This window comes from Duganella fentianensis, from assembly GCF_964031615.1.
Classification (GTDB): domain Bacteria; phylum Pseudomonadota; class Gammaproteobacteria; order Burkholderiales; family Burkholderiaceae_D; genus Rugamonas; species Rugamonas fentianensis_A.
The window spans coordinates 113,851-130,553 of record NZ_CAXIQN010000003.1 but is presented as its reverse complement, the minus strand read 5'-3'; the positions used below and the strand labels follow the sequence as shown (position 1 = coordinate 130,553).

Genomic DNA, 16,703 nt, shown 5'->3' with positions numbered 1-16,703 from the left:
CCTGAACACAGTATGATAGGCGAGAGACAACGTTGTCATATTCGTGGCAAAGCAGCCTTGCTTTCAGCAGGGTGCCACATGACAAGCTGCTTCGTCAGACGTCTCCCTCCTGAGGCTTCCAGTGTCCATCAGGGTTTTAGCCAAAGGCGCTTGCTTACGCCTTTGGCTTTTTTATGTGGCAACCGGGGAAGTAGAAATAAAAAACGGCGACATAGCATGTCGCCGTTGCCAGTTCCAGAGCAGCTTAGAAGAAGGTATAGCGCAGCGAGAACTGGAAGGTGCGGCCATCATAATCGGCGCGGCGCAGCTTCGCTTCGGTGCCTTCATACTCCTGACGGAAGGTGTTGGTCAGGTTGAACGCATCCACCGCCAGCGTCAGATCGGGCGTGAGTTTGTACGATGCCGACAGGTCGAACTGGCCGCGCGCCTTGACGCTACGCGCTGCCCCGCTGAAGGTACCACCGCTAGGCAGGTTGTAGTCATCGCGATAGTTGTACACGCCACGCACACCCCATACCGGAGTTTCATAGTAGAGGATAAAGTTGGCCGAACGGGGCGAGACATTATTCAGGAACGCCGGTGTGCCATCGGGCGCTTTGCCTTTGGTACGGGTGTAGGAATAATTGAAGACACCGCCCATGCCATTGAATGGCGCCGGCAGGAAGTCGAAGGACTGCTGTACCGTCAGTTCGGCACCTTCGGCGATCAGGTCGTTCGGCGAGTTCACGGCACCGTTCACATCAATGGTGTATTTACCGTTCAGGCCTTTACCGGCTGGTGCCGCCAGATCACTGATGCAGCGATCGCCCACTACGCTCCAGTTACCCAGCCCCAGGTTGTAGCCATTGGCAGGGCACAGCAGGGCGTCACGATTTTCATTGACGATCATGCCGGCGATCTTCTTGCGATACACGGCCATGCCTATCATGCTGTTAGGGCGGTTGTAATATTCGAGCGACAGATCCTGCGACTTCGAGGTGTAGGGCTCGATATTCACACGTCCCAGACTGACCGTGAAACCACCATTGACGCTATCTTCCACCACGGTGGTAGAAATCGGCGAAATGTCGCGCGGATTTGGACGGATGAAGGTCTGGTAATTACCGTAGCGCATAACCAGCTTGTCGCTCAGATCGGCTGCCAGCAACATCGACGGCAGATTGTTCTTGTAGGTGGTTTCCTTGGTATTGGTCTTGAATACGGCACTCGCCCCCGTACCCGTACGGTCCATCGACACCACAGTCTGCTTGGTCTCCTCATGGCGCAGACCGACATGGCCACGCAGGCGCACACCGCCCAGTTTGCCATCGATCTTGCTCATCAAATACAGTGCTTTGATGTCGTCATCCATGCTGAAGTTATTGCTGGTGAAACCACCGTCGGCCGGATCATTCACCCAGCCGCTGGCGGTTTTCTGCAGATTGGCAGCGATAGTCGGCTGCAGCGTCGCGCTGACCAGGTTGTAGTTCACGGTTTGCCAGTTGGTCAGATAATTGCCCGCATTACCACCGAAGAAATCATTGGCAAAAGCGCTTTGGGTGACGAAGCCCGAACTGATCTTGCTATAGTCTATGCCCGCTGCACTCGAGCGGTAGGCGCGCGAATTGTACTGATTCTTGTTGAGCTGGGCGCCGCCCTGTATCGATTCGATCCACGGCAAATCGACATAGCGTTCAATATCGAGACGCGCCGATTTGACCTGATTGTTGGCGTAGTTATCCGAACCGGCTACGATGAACACATCGCCATTGGCATTAGTGACGGTCGGGGAATTGCCCGTGCCGCCCCAGGTCCATGGACCCGTCAGCTGGGTTGCGCCCAACGCTGGCGCGCTTTGATTAAACAGCATCGCGAAATTATCCACTCCGCCCGACAGGCCTACGCGCCCCGTGATGCCGTTACCCAGGCCGCTGGCGCCGAGCGGCTTGGCTGTATTGCGGATATCCACCTGACCCTGATAGCCATAGTTGGTGGCTTTCGATACCACGCCCGTACCTTCGATGCGCCATGCAGCATCGGTGTACGCAGCTTTTAGATTCAGGCCATTCGATTTCTGCTCGAACGGTTGTTTGCGCATCGAGCCATATACGCGCGGGTTGGTAAAGTTATAGTCCATCACATAGTAGCGGCCATCGGAATGCAGGAACGGCGCCGAAGTGGGATTGATGATGGTGTTATTGTCGCGATAGTCGATGTCCAGAATGTCGAGCGACGTGCCCTTCATTTCACGGTTGCTGAAGAAGTATTGCGCACCAGCCTTGAGCTGCGGCGATACCTTGAATTCGGCACCGAAGGCGCCCGAGGTGAGCGAGCCATCATTGACCATCACACCCTGGCGGATATCCGAAGGCAGCGTGACGCCGGCCTTGGATTTCAGACCGGTACCACCGGGTGCGGCGACGCAGGGTGCTGCCTGACCCGTGCAGTCGGCCGCATAGTAATCCTTGTAGCGGGCGAAATCGGGCGTGGTGGCCGGATTGAGCTGGGTGAACTGATTGATATACAGCGAATCGCGACGGAATTTCTCGGTCTTGCGGGTCAGAATGCCGAACACGCCGAGTTGACCATCCATATATTTCTTGGCCACGTTGACGGACAGCTTGGGCGAATTGTAGCCGCCGAGCGCATCATGTTCGCCCGACAGTTTGACGAAAGCGCCTTCTTTACGCGACAGCGCGGGTGCAATCACCATATCGATATTGCCGGCAATGCCGCCGCTCTGATCAGCCGCCGAGACCGACTTCACCACGGTGAATGCGCTAAAGATATCGGAGTCAAATGCTCCCATCGGGGTCGCGCCGCCGAGCACCGGGGCAGCGAAGTCCATGCCATTCATGGTGACTTTGGCGAAGGCGCTGGGCAGACCGCGCAGATTGACCGATGCACTGCGGCCGTCTTCTTCACGGTTGACTTGAATACCCGAAATGCGCTGCAGGGCTTCGCCCACGTTCAGATCGGGAAACCGCCCGTCGCCGGCACTAATGCTGTCGGTGACGCCGATATTTTGTCGCTTCATCACCAGCGCATCGGTGTAGCTTTTTCGGAAGCCGGTCACTTGCACCACGCTTGAATCGGGCACAGCGGTTTCAGTTGCGCCGCTGTTCTGCGCCTGCGCTGCGGGTAAAGCACCGAGTAGGGCAAGTGCATAGCTGACCTGACGGGCGCATATTTTCTTTGCTAACTTACTCATTCCATCTCCTTATTATTCGATTGGGCATTCAAGTTGAGCGCATGCCTGCGAAACAACCATTGCAGAATAGCGGGAGCAGTTTTGTGTGACAACGTTGACATTAGCGGATTGCGCGCACTGTTTTGTGGCCAAATGCGCGTCCGATGGCGCAATGGGGCTTGCGTCTATAAATATTTTTATGCTAACGCGCGGGTGTAATACGCTAGCAAAAGTGAGCTAGGGCTATAATCAAGCGGCAGTTTTAGTGCGCGGGTGCGGCGACATCGCAAACAGTCACGAATTTGAGAATTTCTCGGTCACGCAATAAAAAACTGCTGATGTTGTGATCCGACATCAGACGCCATGGCGTCCCTAACAATCATCGAATTGAGCACATGCCGCCAGCGTGCAATGATAGGGTTACGCCAATCCTGTTAAGGTTAACCTATCGCGCCAGCACTTCCTCTTATGAACTACGCTCCTTTCCTTCGCTCGCTCCGGGTGCTCGGCGCCTGCGCTGGCATCGCACTGACCGGCTGCCATACGCTGGCCCCATCATCGGCTGTACTGACTACCAGACTGGTCGATGTGGCGCCGGGCTGGGCCAATAACTCGGTCAACACGGTGATCTTCCGCAAGAACTCGCTGGTCAGTGATGGCCAGATGCAGTACATCGCGTTTTACGATAGCGAGCGCTACGTGGTATTGGGCAAGCGTAAGCTGGGTAGCGAGCAATGGACCATGGCGCGTACGCCGTATCGCGGCAATGCCAGCGATGCCCATAACGCCATCAGCATCATGCTCGATGGTCGAGGGACCTTGCATGTAGCGTGGGATCACCATAACGATGCCTTGCACTACGCCCATAGCATCCGTCCCGGCGAACTGACCCTGACTGCGCCGCTGAGCATGATAGGGTCAGATGAAGCGTCGGTGTCCTATCCGGAATTCTTCCGCCTGCCTGATGGCGGCCTGCTGTTCTTCTACCGCAATGGCGCCTCGGGCAAAGGCAATCTGGTACTCAATCGCTATGACAGCCAGCAGGCGCGCTGGACGCGGGTGGCCGATAATTTAATCAGTGGCGAAGGCGCGCGCAACGCCTACTGGCAAGCCTGTGTGGATGAGCAGGGCACCATCCACGTGTCCTGGGTCTGGCGTGAATCGCCCGATGTGGGCAGTAATCACGATCTGGCCTATGCACGTTCGCGCGATGGCGGCCGCAGCTGGGAAACCTCGCGTGGCACGCCCTATGTCTTGCCGATCACTGCAGCCTCGGCCGAGTATGCTGCCCGCATCCCCCAGCATAGTGAGCTCATCAATCAGACGTCGATGAGCGCCGACGCCGCAGGCCATCCCTATATTGCGACTTACTGGCGTGACGCCGGCAGCAAGATTCCCCAGTTTCACATCGTCTACAATGTTCAGGGCGCATGGCACACCCGGGCGCTGAATTTCCGCCAGTCGCCATTTACGCTGGAAGGGCAGGGCACCAAGGCCATCCCGATTTCGCGGCCCCAGCTATTGCTTGATCAACAGGGTGACCAGTTGACGGGTTTGCTGCTGTTCCGTGATGCCGAGCGGGGCAACCGCGTCTCGGTGGCGCAGATCGCGGACTTTTCCAGCGGCACGTATCAGGTACGCGACCTTACCGAGCACGGGGTAGGGGCGTGGGAGCCTAGTTACGACACAGAATTGTGGCGTCAGCGGCGCGAACTGCACGTTTTCCTGCAAGCCGTGGCGCAAGTCGATGGCGAGGGCATCGCGCAAGCGCCTGCCAGCATGGTGCGGGTACTGCAATGGGCCGCACCGTCCCGTTCCACGCCATAAAGGTTGCCGCAAGACTGCTAGCGGACATCGTTATCAGATTTTATATTTTAAATTCATATTTAAAATCAATAACTTAAAATGATATATGAAAATGTTATGGAATTTCGCAGGTTTTTGTTGGCTTGCTTGTGGTAACGTTGTCTTTTTCTGAGGCGAAGTAATCAAGTCTGTCAAAAACAGGATAATCATGATGCATTGGCTTACCCGGGTGGCAATTCTAAGTTTTACTTGTGCGTGCTGCCATGTCTATGCGGCACCGAGGCTGCTGATTACTGCCGCACATACGCTGGGCGAAGCGCGCAACGGGGAAACCATCGCCATTCCGTGGGCCAGCGTGCAGGCGGCGTTGCCCGGTGCACTGTTGCAGCATCTGGTGGTACGTAACCAGCAGGGCCAGAGCATTGCCTATCAGGTCACCAATGAACGACCACTGGCGCGCGACCCCGATCAGCGCGGCGCCTCTTACGGCAGCTTGCTGTTCCAGCATGACTTTGCCGCAGGCGAGCAACTGAGCAGCTTTACCGTTGAGCGTGCGGAGCAGGTCAGCCCGCCATCTGCAACGCGTGCATACGCCCGCTACGTGCCTGAACGTCTCGACGATTTTGCCTGGGAAAATGACCTGATCGGCCATCGCACCTATGGTCAGGCACTGGCCGCGCCTGCGCCCGCAGGCAGTGATAAGGAAGTGCTGGTAACCAGCGGCATGGATGTGTGGTTCAAGCGCGTGTCATATCCCGTGCTCGATCGCTGGTATAACAAAGGACATGAGCACTACCACACCGACCAGGGCGAGGGGCTCGATATGTATAGCGTCGGAGGTTCGCGCGGTGCCGGCGGAGTCGGCATCTGGGATGGGCAAGCGCTGGCGGTCAGCCGCAATTACCACGGCTGGAAAATACTCGCCAATGGTCCGATCCGTAGCGTATTTGAGCTCAGTTATGACAGCTGGGATGCAGCGGGGGTAGTGGTGCGGGAAACCAAACGTATCACGGTCGATGCCGGCCATCGGTTTGATCGCATTGAATCGACCTTTGTGTTTGATGGCAAGGCTAGCCTGAACGCTGCGGTGGGTTTGAACAAGACGCCTGCTTATCCGGAGCGGCAACCGCAGATCGCGTATCTGCGCTTGCCACAGCACGGTGTGCTGGCGCAATGGGTTAGTCAGCAGCGTGATGGGAACTTTGGCGTCGCCGTGATCCTCCCTGAGGCTAAGCAGCCCCAGTATGCCGAAGATGGGCTAAATGCCCTGATCCTGCAGCGCGTTACTTCGGGGCGGCCATTGCTGTACTACGCGGGCGCCGCCTGGAGCGAGGCTTCTGGCATCAACAGTCTGCGCCAGTGGCAAAGTGAAATTGAAGCCGAGGCGCGCCGCCTGCAAGCGCCTCTGACGATTACCACCACCGTACTGCCCTGATCCGGTGTACCCGCCATGGTGCAGGGCGCCGGACACATTCTGCCGTAATTGGAAAGGAAATGATGAGTAAGAAAAAACGCGTTCTCAGTGTGCTAGTGGCCGCCTTCATGGCTGCTGGCCTCGCCGGCTGTGCCGGTCCGGTCAGCACGGCGCCTGGCACCTCGGTGCAAGTGGCGGCCCAGCGGGCCGACGTGCTGGCGGCCATGAATAAGGCCAATCGCTATTGGCAGCAGCAGGTGCCGGCCACCGAATGGGCTTTCTGGAATGTTGCCGCCTACCATACCGGCAATATGGCCGCCTATGAGGTGACGCAGGATCGCGCCCAGCTGGCCTACACCGAACAGTGGGCCGAACATAATGGCTGGTCTGGTGCGCGCTCGCCCGACAAGTCACGCTGGAAGTATTCTTACGGTGAAACCGATGAATACGTGATGTTCGGCGACTGGCAAATCTGTTTTCAAGTGTATGCCGACCTCTACAAGCTAAATCCTGATCCCAAAAAGATCGCGCGCGCACGCGAAGTGATGGAATACCAGATGAGCACGCCGAATCGCGATTACTGGTGGTGGGCCGATGGGCTGTACATGGTGATGCCGGTAATGACCAAGCTCTACACTATTACCGGTGACCGTCGCTATCTGGACAAGCTGGCGCAGTACTTCGCCTATGCGAACGAGATCATGTATGACAGCGCGGCGCAGTTGTACTACCGCGATGCCCGCTATGTGTATCCGAAACATCAAAGCCTGCATGGGAAAAAGGATTTCTGGGCACGGGGCGATGGCTGGGTGTTTGCGGGTCTGGCGCGCGTGTTGCAGGACTTGCCCAAGAATGATCCCTACCGGCCCGAGTTCGAGCGCAAGTTTGTGCAGATGGCGCAAGCCTTGAAGCCGCTGCAGCAAGCCGATGGGTACTGGGCGCGCAGCTTGCTCGATGCCGACCATGCACCGGGGCCGGAAGCCAGCGGCACGGCGTTCTTTACCTACGCCTATCTGTGGGGCATCAATAATCATGTGCTGTCGCAACAGGAATATCTGCCGACGGCGCAGCGTGGCTGGAAGTTCTTGCGTGAAGTGGCGCTGCAGCCAGACGGCAAAATCGCCTACGTCCAGCCTATCGGTGATCGCGCGGTGGCCGGGCAGGTGGTGGATAAGCAAAGCACCGCGCATTTCGGCGTCGGTGCCTTCCTGCTGGCCGGGGCAGAAATGGCCAAATTTCTTCAGCCGTGACGGCCAACCCCTGCGCCGCAACTGAGCCAGACTAGCTCCTCAGACCTGCCATAGCTCGTGCAGGTCTTTCCAGCGCGGGCGCCATGCCCGCGCTGTCTTTTTGAGTGTCGCAACGACGTTGCGAAGTGACAACGATATCATATCTAATCCCCCATTTCTTCCAGTGCGAGGCACTACCTGCCTTTGATTGGCTGAATTAATGTCATGTTTTTCAATGACTTAGGGGATGGCTGAAGGCAGCCATATCAATTGGTTTTGATTGCATATGCATTTAGTATGGTAACGTTGCCCGACTTTTCTGCTACGCTTGCCGTATGCTGTGATGCAAGGTCACGCACGGGGTCATCTGCGACGACAGATGGTCAAGATTGAAAAAAGGAGACATGGATGAAAAAGAAAATTCTCGCCACATTGGTTCCCGTGGCACTCGCCGCCGCGTATGGCGCACCGGCGCTGGCGCAAGAGCGTGCAGCGCAGCCCGAAGCTGCCGCCACGCCAGCCAGCAATCAGGAAGCCACGCCCGCAGCCGATACGGCCACTGTAGTCGTGACGGGCTTCCGTAACAGCTTGCAGAAAGCCTTGAATCTCAAGCAGCAGGCCATCAGCGTGCGCGATTCCATCGTGGCTGAAGATATCGGCAAATTCCCCGAGGCGAACGTGGCCGAGTCGTTGCAGCGCGTACCGGGCATCATTCTGAATCGCGATGATTCGTCGGGTGAAGGCCAGCGTGTATCGATCCGTGGCCTGCCGACGGAATATTCCGTCACCACCCTGAACGGTGCGCCCGTCAACACCACTTCCACCTCGACCATCGGTAGCGCGGCGCGCGGCTTCAATTTCGACGTGTTCGCCTCCGAACTGTTTGGTCGCGTCGATTTCTATAAATCGCCGCTGGCCGAACTGACGGAAGGGGGCATGGGCGGCGTGGTCGACCTGCAGACCCCGCGTCCGTTCGATAATCCCAAGCGTACTATCCGCTATGGCATCACCGACACCTACAACACCCAGTCCAAGCATCAGGATCCGAACGGCTATGCGCTGTACTCGAATACCTGGGACAATCTGGGCTTCCTGATCGGCGCCTCGCATACGGGCAGCGTGAATACCCGCTCCGGCTTTGAAGCGACCGGTGGCTACAATAGTTCGGCCAATGGCAGTTCCAAGCCCGTCAAAGGCAATTTTGCGCTGGCGCTGGATTTCGACAGCCCGCTGGCTAATCTGTCGGGGTATACCCGCGAGCAGGTTGCCAATGCGCTGTTGCCGCGTATCTACCGCTTCTATGGTAGCCAGAATGAACGTAGCCGCGACGGTCTGGTTTCCTCGCTGCAGTGGAAGACGCCGACGCTCAACGTCAGCTTCGATACCATGTACTCCAAACTGGAAAATACCCGCAAGGAACAACTGTTCGGTATCCTGATTCGTAGCACGGCCACCACCAACCGAAATTTACCGGTAGGCGCTTCCGGTAATAATGGCTTGATTCCGCAGAACGTACACATCGATCCGGCCACCAATCTGCTCACTGGCACGTTCGGCAATACCACCTACAACGGCGGCGCGGCCTATACCAAGGATGAGACCCAGTTCGGCTATGGCGCCCTGAACGCTAGCTGGAAAGCTACGCCCAAACTGAACATTACCGGTCAGGCCAGCCTTAACCAGAGTAGTGCGCAAAGCATGGGCGGCACTTTGTCCGGCTATATCTATGGTGCTACCTCGACCATCGATTATGGCAATGATCACGTTTATCCATCCGTCAGTTCGAGCACCAGTTACACCGATCCGAATAGCTGGTCGGGCTTCACCATCGGCACCAACCGTACCCGTGAAACGGATAAGGGCAAGCAGGCCCGCGTGGTGGCGGACTGGGATTATGATTTGCCCTATGAGTGGAGTGGCCATCTGAAGGCCGGTGTGAGCTATGTGTCGACCACTAAAGGCGTCAACAAGCGCAATGGCACCAGTCTGGCGACCGCCCACTTGAATACGATCGGTGCGGCTGGACTGCGTAGCGCCATGACCACCACGCCGCCGATTTCCAATCTGGATCTGGGGGCGGGCTGGCCTAAAACCTGGGCCACCTGGGATAGCAATTATTTCTATTCCCAGTTCAATCCAGCCACTTACAACACCGATGCTACGTTCCAGCCTAACCAGAGTTTCGCGGCAGAAGAGGCGGTCAAAACGGCCTTTGTGCAGTCCGACTTCAAAGGCAATCTGTGGGATGAGCACGCGTTGCGCCTGAATGCCGGCCTGCGTTTCGCCAGCACGGATACGGGCATCGACAACTTCAAGCAGAAGGGCACGAATCTGGCCTATGCGCCCAACCATGAAGACGGTTCCTACAGCAATGTGCTGCCATCGTTGAGCGGCGCGCTGGATGTGACGGACAATCTGATGTGGCGTGCGTCGTGGGGCAAGACGATTACGCGCGCTTCGCTGTCGATTATTGCAGGGCAGACTGTCATCCCGAATCAGTTCGACAATTCCGCCACTTCGGGCAATCCGAATCTGCGGCCGCAGCAATCGAAGAATCTCGATACCAGTCTGGAATGGTACTTCCAGCCCGGTAGCCTGCTGTCCGCTGCATTGTTCAAAAAGGAGCTGACCGATGCCACCGTGGCCAACACCAAAGTGGTGACCTTCGGTTCGCTGGGCTTGCCTGATACGGCGCTGGGTCCATTGTTCCAGGATGCCAACGGCCACGTCGATCCGAATCTGGCGATGACGCTGCGTACCTATACCAATGGCGGTTCGCAGACCATGAAGGGCTTCGAGCTGGCTTATCAGCAGGCGTTCACGGCTTTGCCGGCACCATGGAATGGTCTGGGCGCGATGGCCAGTTATACCCACATCAATCCGTTCAGCTATGTGCCTTGGATCAGTAACGCGGGCAAAGTGGTGAGTGTGAATGTGGTGCCGAAATATGCCTATAGCACCACGGTCTACTTCGAGCAGGGACCGCTGGCGATGCGCATGTCGTGGAACTACAAGGACAAGTCGCTCAATACGGATAGTTCGACCAACCTGGGCGATGATCTGATCCGCTGGCGCGCCGGACGCGGTTATCTGGATGCGAATATCAGCTACAAGATCAACGACAAGCTGGAGTTCCGCATCGATGCGCTCAACTTGAGCAATACCCTGGCGTATGACTACTTCGAAGATGTCAGTGGTAAATACGGCAATGGTAAGAATAGCCGTATGGACTACGCCAAATACGATGGCCGTACCATTAAATTCGGTATCCGCGGCAAACTCTGATGTGCTGACAGCACAGCTTTAGCAGCACTGCGGCGCCATGCCGCAGTGCTGTGATGTTCATCAAACATTATCCGAATGCAGCGACGTACGCCGGGCGGCACTGGTTTAGGCCTGTGCTCTGGCTTTCCAGACTCGGCACCTATGCGGGCATGGGCGCCAGCGAGTCGCGCCTTGTCTCGTTGTGAAAATCTATGGTGTGCGGGACAATGGATAGCGACATCGGCTTCAAATTAAACTGAATGAAAATCTGCTGCATGAATAGCTTTCCTGACCAGTTTCGCGCGCTAGTGATCGGTTCCAGTGGCGCGATCGGCGCCGCTTTGGTGGCGGCCTTGGCGCAGTTGCCCCGTTGCGGTGCGGTGACGGGATTGCATCGCCATTCGACACCGCGGATTGATTTTGCCGACGAGGGAACCATTGCCGCTGCAGCCCGTGAGCTGGCATCTGCGCCGCGCTTCCATCTCATCATCAATGCCACCGGCATCCTGCATCAGGGAACGTTGATGCCGGAGAAGCGCCTGGCCGATCTTAACTATGACCATCTGCAGGCGATGTTTCAGGTTAATACCCTGGGACCCGCGCTGGTGTTGCGCCACTTTACGCCTTTGCTGGACGCCGAGCGGGGCGTGATGGGGGTGCTATCGGCCAAGGTGGGCAGCATAGGCGATAACCGTCTCGGTGGCTGGTATGGCTACCGGGCGTCCAAGGCGGCCTTGAATATGCTGGTGAAAACTGCTGCCATCGAACTGGCGCGCAGCAACAAGCAGAGCGTATTGGTAGCGTTGCATCCGGGTACGGTGAACTCGCCGCTGTCACGGCCGTTTCGGGGTGAACAGATAGGCCGTGCTGCAGCCGACGTGGCGACTGATCTGTTGCAGGTGATCGATAGCCTGACGCCGGCAGATAGCGGCAGCTTCCGCTCCTATCAGGGCGAAATCCTGCCGTGGTAGGAGGCTTAACGCCAGCCCTGCTGCCAGCGACTGGCATCATTGAGCTCGCGCCAGCGCAGATTGAAGCTGCGCCGTGTCAGCACGGCTTCCAGCGTGATCAGCTCGATGTCGGCGTCGGCGGGTTCCGGCTCGATGAGTGCCGTCACGATAAAGTGCTTTTCACGGTTTGCGGGGCTGACAGCAGTCCATTTGCTGCGTAGCAGTTTGGCCGGATTGAGGCGCAAGATGTTGGGTGGTAGAGATAATTCAGTCATCCTGGGTGCGATAGTCACATTATGGCTGGGTGGCGACAAACATCCTGAAGGTATTCTTGCCTGCCCGTTTAGCCTGATACATGGCGGTATCGGCCGAGCGGCACAAGTCATCGAAGTTCTGCTGGTCTGCGTTCATCAGGGTAGCGCCTATGCTGACGCTATTGTTGCACTGAACATGGCGGAGCTGGTAGGGCTCATTCAGCGACGCCATGATTTTATCGGCAATTGCCCGGATCGCATGGCCAGCTTTAGCGGGATCGGTGCCGAGGTTTTCCAGCATGACGACAAACTCGTCACCTGAAATGCGCGCCACCATGTCGCATTCTCTGACTGTGCTCTGCAGGCGTGCGGCAATCTGCTTTAATAACAGATCGCCGGCCAAGTGGCCGTGCTGGTCATTAATGGCCTTGAAATTATCCGAATCGATAAACAGTAGCGCGCCTATCTGCCCCGTTCTTCTGGCTAGCTGCAGGGCGCGGTCCACGTGGTCGATCAGCAGACGGCGGTTGGGCAGGCGGGTCAGCGCATCCGTCATCGCCATGTTGTGCAGGCTGCTGTTGAGGCGTTCCAGTTGCGCTTTCTGGGCTGCCAGTTCGAGGTTGAGGCGCTTGAGTTCTTCTTCCTGCTGGCGCCGTGCGTGGATGTTGTAGGTGACGCCGATCAGGTGCTTGGTGGCAGGATAGTCCTCGCCGCGGACGATCTTGCCGCTGTTGGCGTACCAGATCCACGCGCCGGATTTGGCGCGGATCCTGAATTCGCACTGGTATTTGGCGGTTCTGCCGCTGGCGTGATCGTCGATCGCCGTTTTCATGCGCGCCAGATCGTCCGGATGAATGATGGCGAAAATATTGTCCATATAGTCGCCAGCCTCCTGCTCGGTGTAACCGAGTTCGGCATAGATCTTGGTGGCTTTGCGTGTCACCTGACCGCTGACCAGTTCGTTTTCCCAGACGTCCAGTTCAGCGGCTTCCATCACCACTTCGAGGAAGGCTTCGCGTGGCAATTGGTCGGTGCGATCGTTCATGGCAGGCAGTCAGCGGCTGTTGGATTCCACAAAGCCCGCCAGTGCGCGCTTGAATTTGACCATCGAGGCAGGGTGTACATACATCATGTGTCCCGCTTCGTAGTAGTCGACGCCGATGTTGTTGCGCAGTTCGGGCGTCAGGTCCAGATGGTCGAGCACATATTCCACCGTGCCGTAAGGGCAGGCCAGATCGTAGTAGCCAGTGGCGATCAGCACCTTCATCTTGGGATTGAGCTTCATGCTCCATGCCAGATCGACGCTGGTATTCGGCTGCGTGAGTTTATCGCCCACATCGGGCTGGACATGGCGTGCATCCCAGTCTCTGCCGACATCGCCGCTAAACGCGTATTCGCGCTCCGCATCGACCTTCAATTCGCGCCGGTAATAGTCGTTAAAGCTGGCGACGAAAGCCGGTGCGATCGCGGACGCATAGGCGTCATGCTTCATCGACTCGGCCAGCGGGCTGAGGATGTCGCCCTGATAGCGGCTGTCGATACGGGCGACCACGCGCCCCGTTGCCCGCTTGAGCTCCTGCACGAAGTGGCCTTCATCGATGCGCAGGTTGGCGCGATCCCAGTATTGCGCGCTGATGCCGGTGTAGCGTGCCAGTCCCTGTAACACGCGCTGGCGCTCCTCGGCACTGGCACGGCGGCCCTTGAACAACACAGGGGCGTAGACGTCGCGCGCAAAGGCTTCCACTTCGCGCAGGAAGGGCTGCAGTTCGGCCGGGCGCTCGGCCAGCGCATGGTGGTACCACGCGGTGGCGGCATAGGTGGACAGGAAGTTGACGTATGCCGTGTCCAGCTGCGACTCGGTAGCGCCTGAGCCATAGTCGAGGTAGGGCGACACGAGGATGATGCCGTTCAGTGCCAGATTTTTCTTGCTGAGCAATTCATAGGCCACGCCGGCCGTACGCATGCCGCCATAGCTTTCGCCGAGGATGAATTTGGGCGAGGACCAGCGCTGGTGCTGGCTGACGTATTTGACGATGAAGTCGGAGACCGACTTGATATCCTGATCCACGCCCCAGAACTGTTTGCCTTCGCCTTTGCCGACCGGGCGCGAATAACCGGTGCCGACGGGATCGATCATGACGATGTCGGCCTGATCGAGAATGCTGTATTCATTGTCGACGCTGAGGAAAGGGCCGCGCGTGTTGGCCTCCAGATCCTTTACCACGGTGCGCTTGGGGCCCATGATGCCCATATGCAGCCACGCGGACGACGAGCCGGGGCCGCCGTTGTAGGCGAACACGATGGGGCGCACGCGCTGCTCATCGTCTTTGACATCGCGGACGTAAGCGGTGTAGCCGAACAGGGCGATCGGCTCGTCCTTGTCATTTTTCATCAGCATCGTGCCGGCGCTGGCCGTATAGCTGATAGCTTTGCCGGCGAGACTGATCTGGTGTTTGCTGGTCCAGACTTTGGCCTCGGGGATTTTGTCTTCGGCCTTGCTGGCTTGAGCTGTTGCTGCGTCGGTTGCGCTGGCCCACACGGAGGCTGCGCTAGCGTAGGTCAGCAGGGTGGCAGTAGTGATGATCTGTAGTAGTCGGATTGACGATTTCATGCGGGCTCCGGAAGCGCAAGGCAGTCCTGTGATGCTGACATGAAAGTATCTCGATTGCAACAATCTACCCACTTTTTGTTTCGACACGGCAAAAACACTTTAGGTGGCGCCGGCCGCCAGCGCCACTGGTGTTCTAACTAGTCAGCCACGCCGTTGGCGATCCTGCGCAGCGCCAGTCGAGGCGCGTTCAGCGCGTCGCCCCGGAGCCGCTCGGGCTCGCGCTGCAGGCGGTGCACATTGCCTGCCTGCGGCTCCAGCTGGAACAGTCCCACCGTCTGAGCCAGTGTCTGGGCCTGCTCCTGCAGGCTGACGGCGGCCGCCGAGGCCTGTTCCACCAGCGCTGCATTCTGCTGGGTGACGTCATCCATTTCGGCCACCGCCTGATTGATCCGGCCTATGCCCTCGGTCTGCATGCGGGTGGCATCGGTAATCTCGCCCATGACGCGGGTGACGCTGTTGATGCTGCGGACGATATCGGTCATGGTGCTGCCGGCTTCTTCCACCAGACGGCTACCGGTGTTGACCCGTTCGACCGAACTGTCGATGAGAATCTTGATCTCTTTTGCCGCAGCAGCCGAGCGCTGGGCCAGATTGCGCACTTCGGTGGCGACCACGGCAAAGCCGCGCCCCTGTTCGCCGGCACGGGCCGCTTCCACCGCCGCATTCAGCGCCAGGATGTTGGTCTGGAAGGCGATGCCGTCGATCACGGTAATGATGTCGACAATTTTGCGCGAGGCATCGTTAATCGAGCTCATGGTGTCCACCACGGAGGACACCACTTCGCCACCTTTGCGGGCGATGTCAGACGCCGAGCGGGCCATGTCGTTAGCGGCCTGGGCGTTGGCGCTGTTCTGCGCCACAGTGGTGTTCAGCTCTTCCATCGACGAGGCCGTGCGCTCGACGGAAGTGGCCTGTGCTTCCGTGCGGTTGGCCAGATCGGTATTGCCGGAGGCGATCTGGGTCGAGGCGCTGACGATGGCGTCGGTGCCGGTGCGCACCTGTGTCACGATTGATGCCAGACTGTTGCGCATGGCCGCCATAGAGTGCAGCAGGCTGCTGCTGTCGCCGCTGGCCACGGGAACGGCCACGGTCAGATCACCGGCGGCGATCTGGCGGGCCACGCCGGCCGCCACGGCAGGCTCGGCGCCCAGCAATTTCCACAGCGCGCGGTACACCACGTACAGGCCGCCCAGTGTCACGCCGATGGAAGTCAGTTGCAGTAGCAAGACCATGAAATAGCGCCGGCTGTTGGTCTGCTCGGCCAGTGTGACGGCATCGCCGGTGCGCTGGTCCAGCAGTGCGACGAATTCGTCGACCGGTTTCATGATGGTGGCTTTGTACTTGTGATAGTTCTCATCGTGCATCAGGGTACGCGCCAGCGTCATGTCGGGCTCGCCCTTGCGGGTGTACTGATGGCTGCCATCATCAAACAGACCTTTGACGGCGTTCATGGCTTTGACTTCGGTCGCCACCAGCGCATTGGAATTGGCCTGGGCTTCCTTGAGTTTGTTGAATTCCTGTTCGGTAAAACCGGCATCGCGCATCAGCGCCTCCAGTGCGATGGTGCGGCCATCGGCGCGTGGCTTGCGGCCGTTGCGCACTTCGAGGATGTCCAGATACTGCTGTTCGTATTTGCTGTCGCCGGTGACGACGTAGGTGCGTGCCAGCCGCGTCAGTTCTTCCGAGCTGAAGCGCAGTTCATTGGCCAGCAGATAGGATTGGTAGCGCGCGCTGTGGCTGGCAGCAATCGCCGCCTGGGTGCGCGAGATGTCGTAGAGCGCCAGCAGCAGTATTAAAAACAGTGCGCCGCTAAAGGCGGCAAACCAGAGGAAGGTCTTCTTCAGAGTGGCAGAGTTTTCCAAGCTTGTCTCCAGTGATATTTATAATTCTGGGAAACCAGAGTAGCACCTTGGAAACCATAAGATTTTCTCCAATTCTCACTGAGCGCGAGAATTTTTGCTGGACATACGGCGTGTGACAGGCAGCCTGCCCGTGCGGAAGATGAG

Annotated in this window: 10 protein-coding genes; 5 read left to right on the top strand and 5 right to left on the bottom strand. The window is 58.0% G+C overall.

Annotated elements, in window-relative coordinates; translation table 11 throughout:
* Positions 1–244: 244 nt before the first annotated feature.
* A complete protein-coding gene (locus ABNT42_RS01470; protein WP_348693041.1) occupies positions 245–3,190 on the bottom strand; it encodes a TonB-dependent receptor in 2,946 nt (981 codons plus the stop codon).
* A gap of 447 nt (positions 3,191–3,637) precedes the next feature.
* Between ABNT42_RS01470 and ABNT42_RS01465 the strand changes: the two genes are divergently transcribed.
* From ABNT42_RS01465 to ABNT42_RS01445, 5 genes are all read left to right on the top strand, one after another.
* Positions 3,638–4,996, top strand: coding sequence for a BNR repeat-containing protein (locus ABNT42_RS01465; protein ID WP_348693039.1), 1,359 nt, complete (start codon positions 3,638–3,640; stop codon positions 4,994–4,996).
* Between the two features lie 187 nt (positions 4,997–5,183).
* Positions 5,184–6,410, top strand: coding sequence for a DUF4861 family protein (locus ABNT42_RS01460; protein WP_348693036.1), 1,227 nt, complete (start codon positions 5,184–5,186; stop codon positions 6,408–6,410).
* A 62-nt stretch (positions 6,411–6,472) separates the two neighbouring features.
* Positions 6,473–7,639, top strand: coding sequence for a glycoside hydrolase family 88 protein (locus ABNT42_RS01455; RefSeq protein ID WP_348693033.1), 1,167 nt, complete (start codon positions 6,473–6,475; stop codon positions 7,637–7,639).
* Positions 7,640–8,026: 387 nt separating this feature from the next.
* Positions 8,027–10,903: a TonB-dependent receptor gene (locus tag ABNT42_RS01450; protein ID WP_348693032.1), complete on the top strand. Its 2,877-nt coding sequence runs from the start codon at positions 8,027–8,029 to the stop codon at positions 10,901–10,903.
* A gap of 254 nt (positions 10,904–11,157) precedes the next feature.
* Positions 11,158–11,853, top strand: coding sequence for an SDR family NAD(P)-dependent oxidoreductase (locus tag ABNT42_RS01445; protein WP_348693029.1), 696 nt, complete (start codon positions 11,158–11,160; stop codon positions 11,851–11,853).
* Positions 11,854–11,858: 5 nt separating this feature from the next.
* On the opposite strand, the gene ABNT42_RS01440 is transcribed toward ABNT42_RS01445, so the two are convergent.
* The 4 genes from ABNT42_RS01440 to ABNT42_RS01425 all read right to left on the bottom strand — a co-directional run bounded on the left by ABNT42_RS01440 (position 11,859) and on the right by ABNT42_RS01425 (position 16,559).
* A complete protein-coding gene (locus tag ABNT42_RS01440) occupies positions 11,859–12,107 on the bottom strand; it encodes a TIGR02450 family Trp-rich protein (RefSeq protein ID WP_348693026.1) in 249 nt (82 codons plus the stop codon).
* A 19-nt stretch (positions 12,108–12,126) separates the two neighbouring features.
* Complete coding sequence (locus tag ABNT42_RS01435) at positions 12,127–13,131, bottom strand: sensor domain-containing diguanylate cyclase (RefSeq protein WP_348693023.1); 1,005 nt, start codon at positions 13,129–13,131, stop codon at positions 12,127–12,129.
* A gap of 9 nt (positions 13,132–13,140) precedes the next feature.
* A complete protein-coding gene (locus tag ABNT42_RS01430; protein WP_348693020.1) occupies positions 13,141–14,697 on the bottom strand; it encodes a hypothetical protein in 1,557 nt (518 codons plus the stop codon).
* Positions 14,698–14,834: 137 nt separating this feature from the next.
* On the bottom strand, positions 14,835–16,559 hold the full coding sequence (locus tag ABNT42_RS01425; RefSeq protein ID WP_348693017.1) for a methyl-accepting chemotaxis protein: 1,725 nt from the start codon (positions 16,557–16,559) through the stop codon (positions 14,835–14,837).
* Positions 16,560–16,703: the final 144 nt, after the last annotated feature.

What these genes read in the sequence shown, in the direction of transcription:
- ABNT42_RS01445 (WP_348693029.1), top strand. Translation starts at nt 11,158, where the DNA reads ATGAATAGCTTTCCTGACCAGTTTCGCGCGCTAGTGATCGGTTCCAGT.
- ABNT42_RS01440 (WP_348693026.1), bottom strand. Translation starts at nt 12,107, where the DNA reads ATGACTGAATTATCTCTACCACCCAACATCTTGCGCCTCAATCCGGCC.
- ABNT42_RS01455 (WP_348693033.1), top strand. Translation starts at nt 6,473, where the DNA reads ATGAGTAAGAAAAAACGCGTTCTCAGTGTGCTAGTGGCCGCCTTCATG.
- ABNT42_RS01430 (WP_348693020.1), bottom strand. Translation starts at nt 14,697, where the DNA reads ATGAAATCGTCAATCCGACTACTACAGATCATCACTACTGCCACCCTG.
- ABNT42_RS01460 (WP_348693036.1), top strand. Translation starts at nt 5,184, where the DNA reads ATGATGCATTGGCTTACCCGGGTGGCAATTCTAAGTTTTACTTGTGCG.
- ABNT42_RS01465 (WP_348693039.1), top strand. Translation starts at nt 3,638, where the DNA reads ATGAACTACGCTCCTTTCCTTCGCTCGCTCCGGGTGCTCGGCGCCTGC.
- ABNT42_RS01435 (WP_348693023.1), bottom strand. Translation starts at nt 13,131, where the DNA reads ATGAACGATCGCACCGACCAATTGCCACGCGAAGCCTTCCTCGAAGTG.
- ABNT42_RS01450 (WP_348693032.1), top strand. Translation starts at nt 8,027, where the DNA reads ATGAAAAAGAAAATTCTCGCCACATTGGTTCCCGTGGCACTCGCCGCC.
- ABNT42_RS01470 (WP_348693041.1), bottom strand. Translation starts at nt 3,190, where the DNA reads ATGAGTAAGTTAGCAAAGAAAATATGCGCCCGTCAGGTCAGCTATGCA.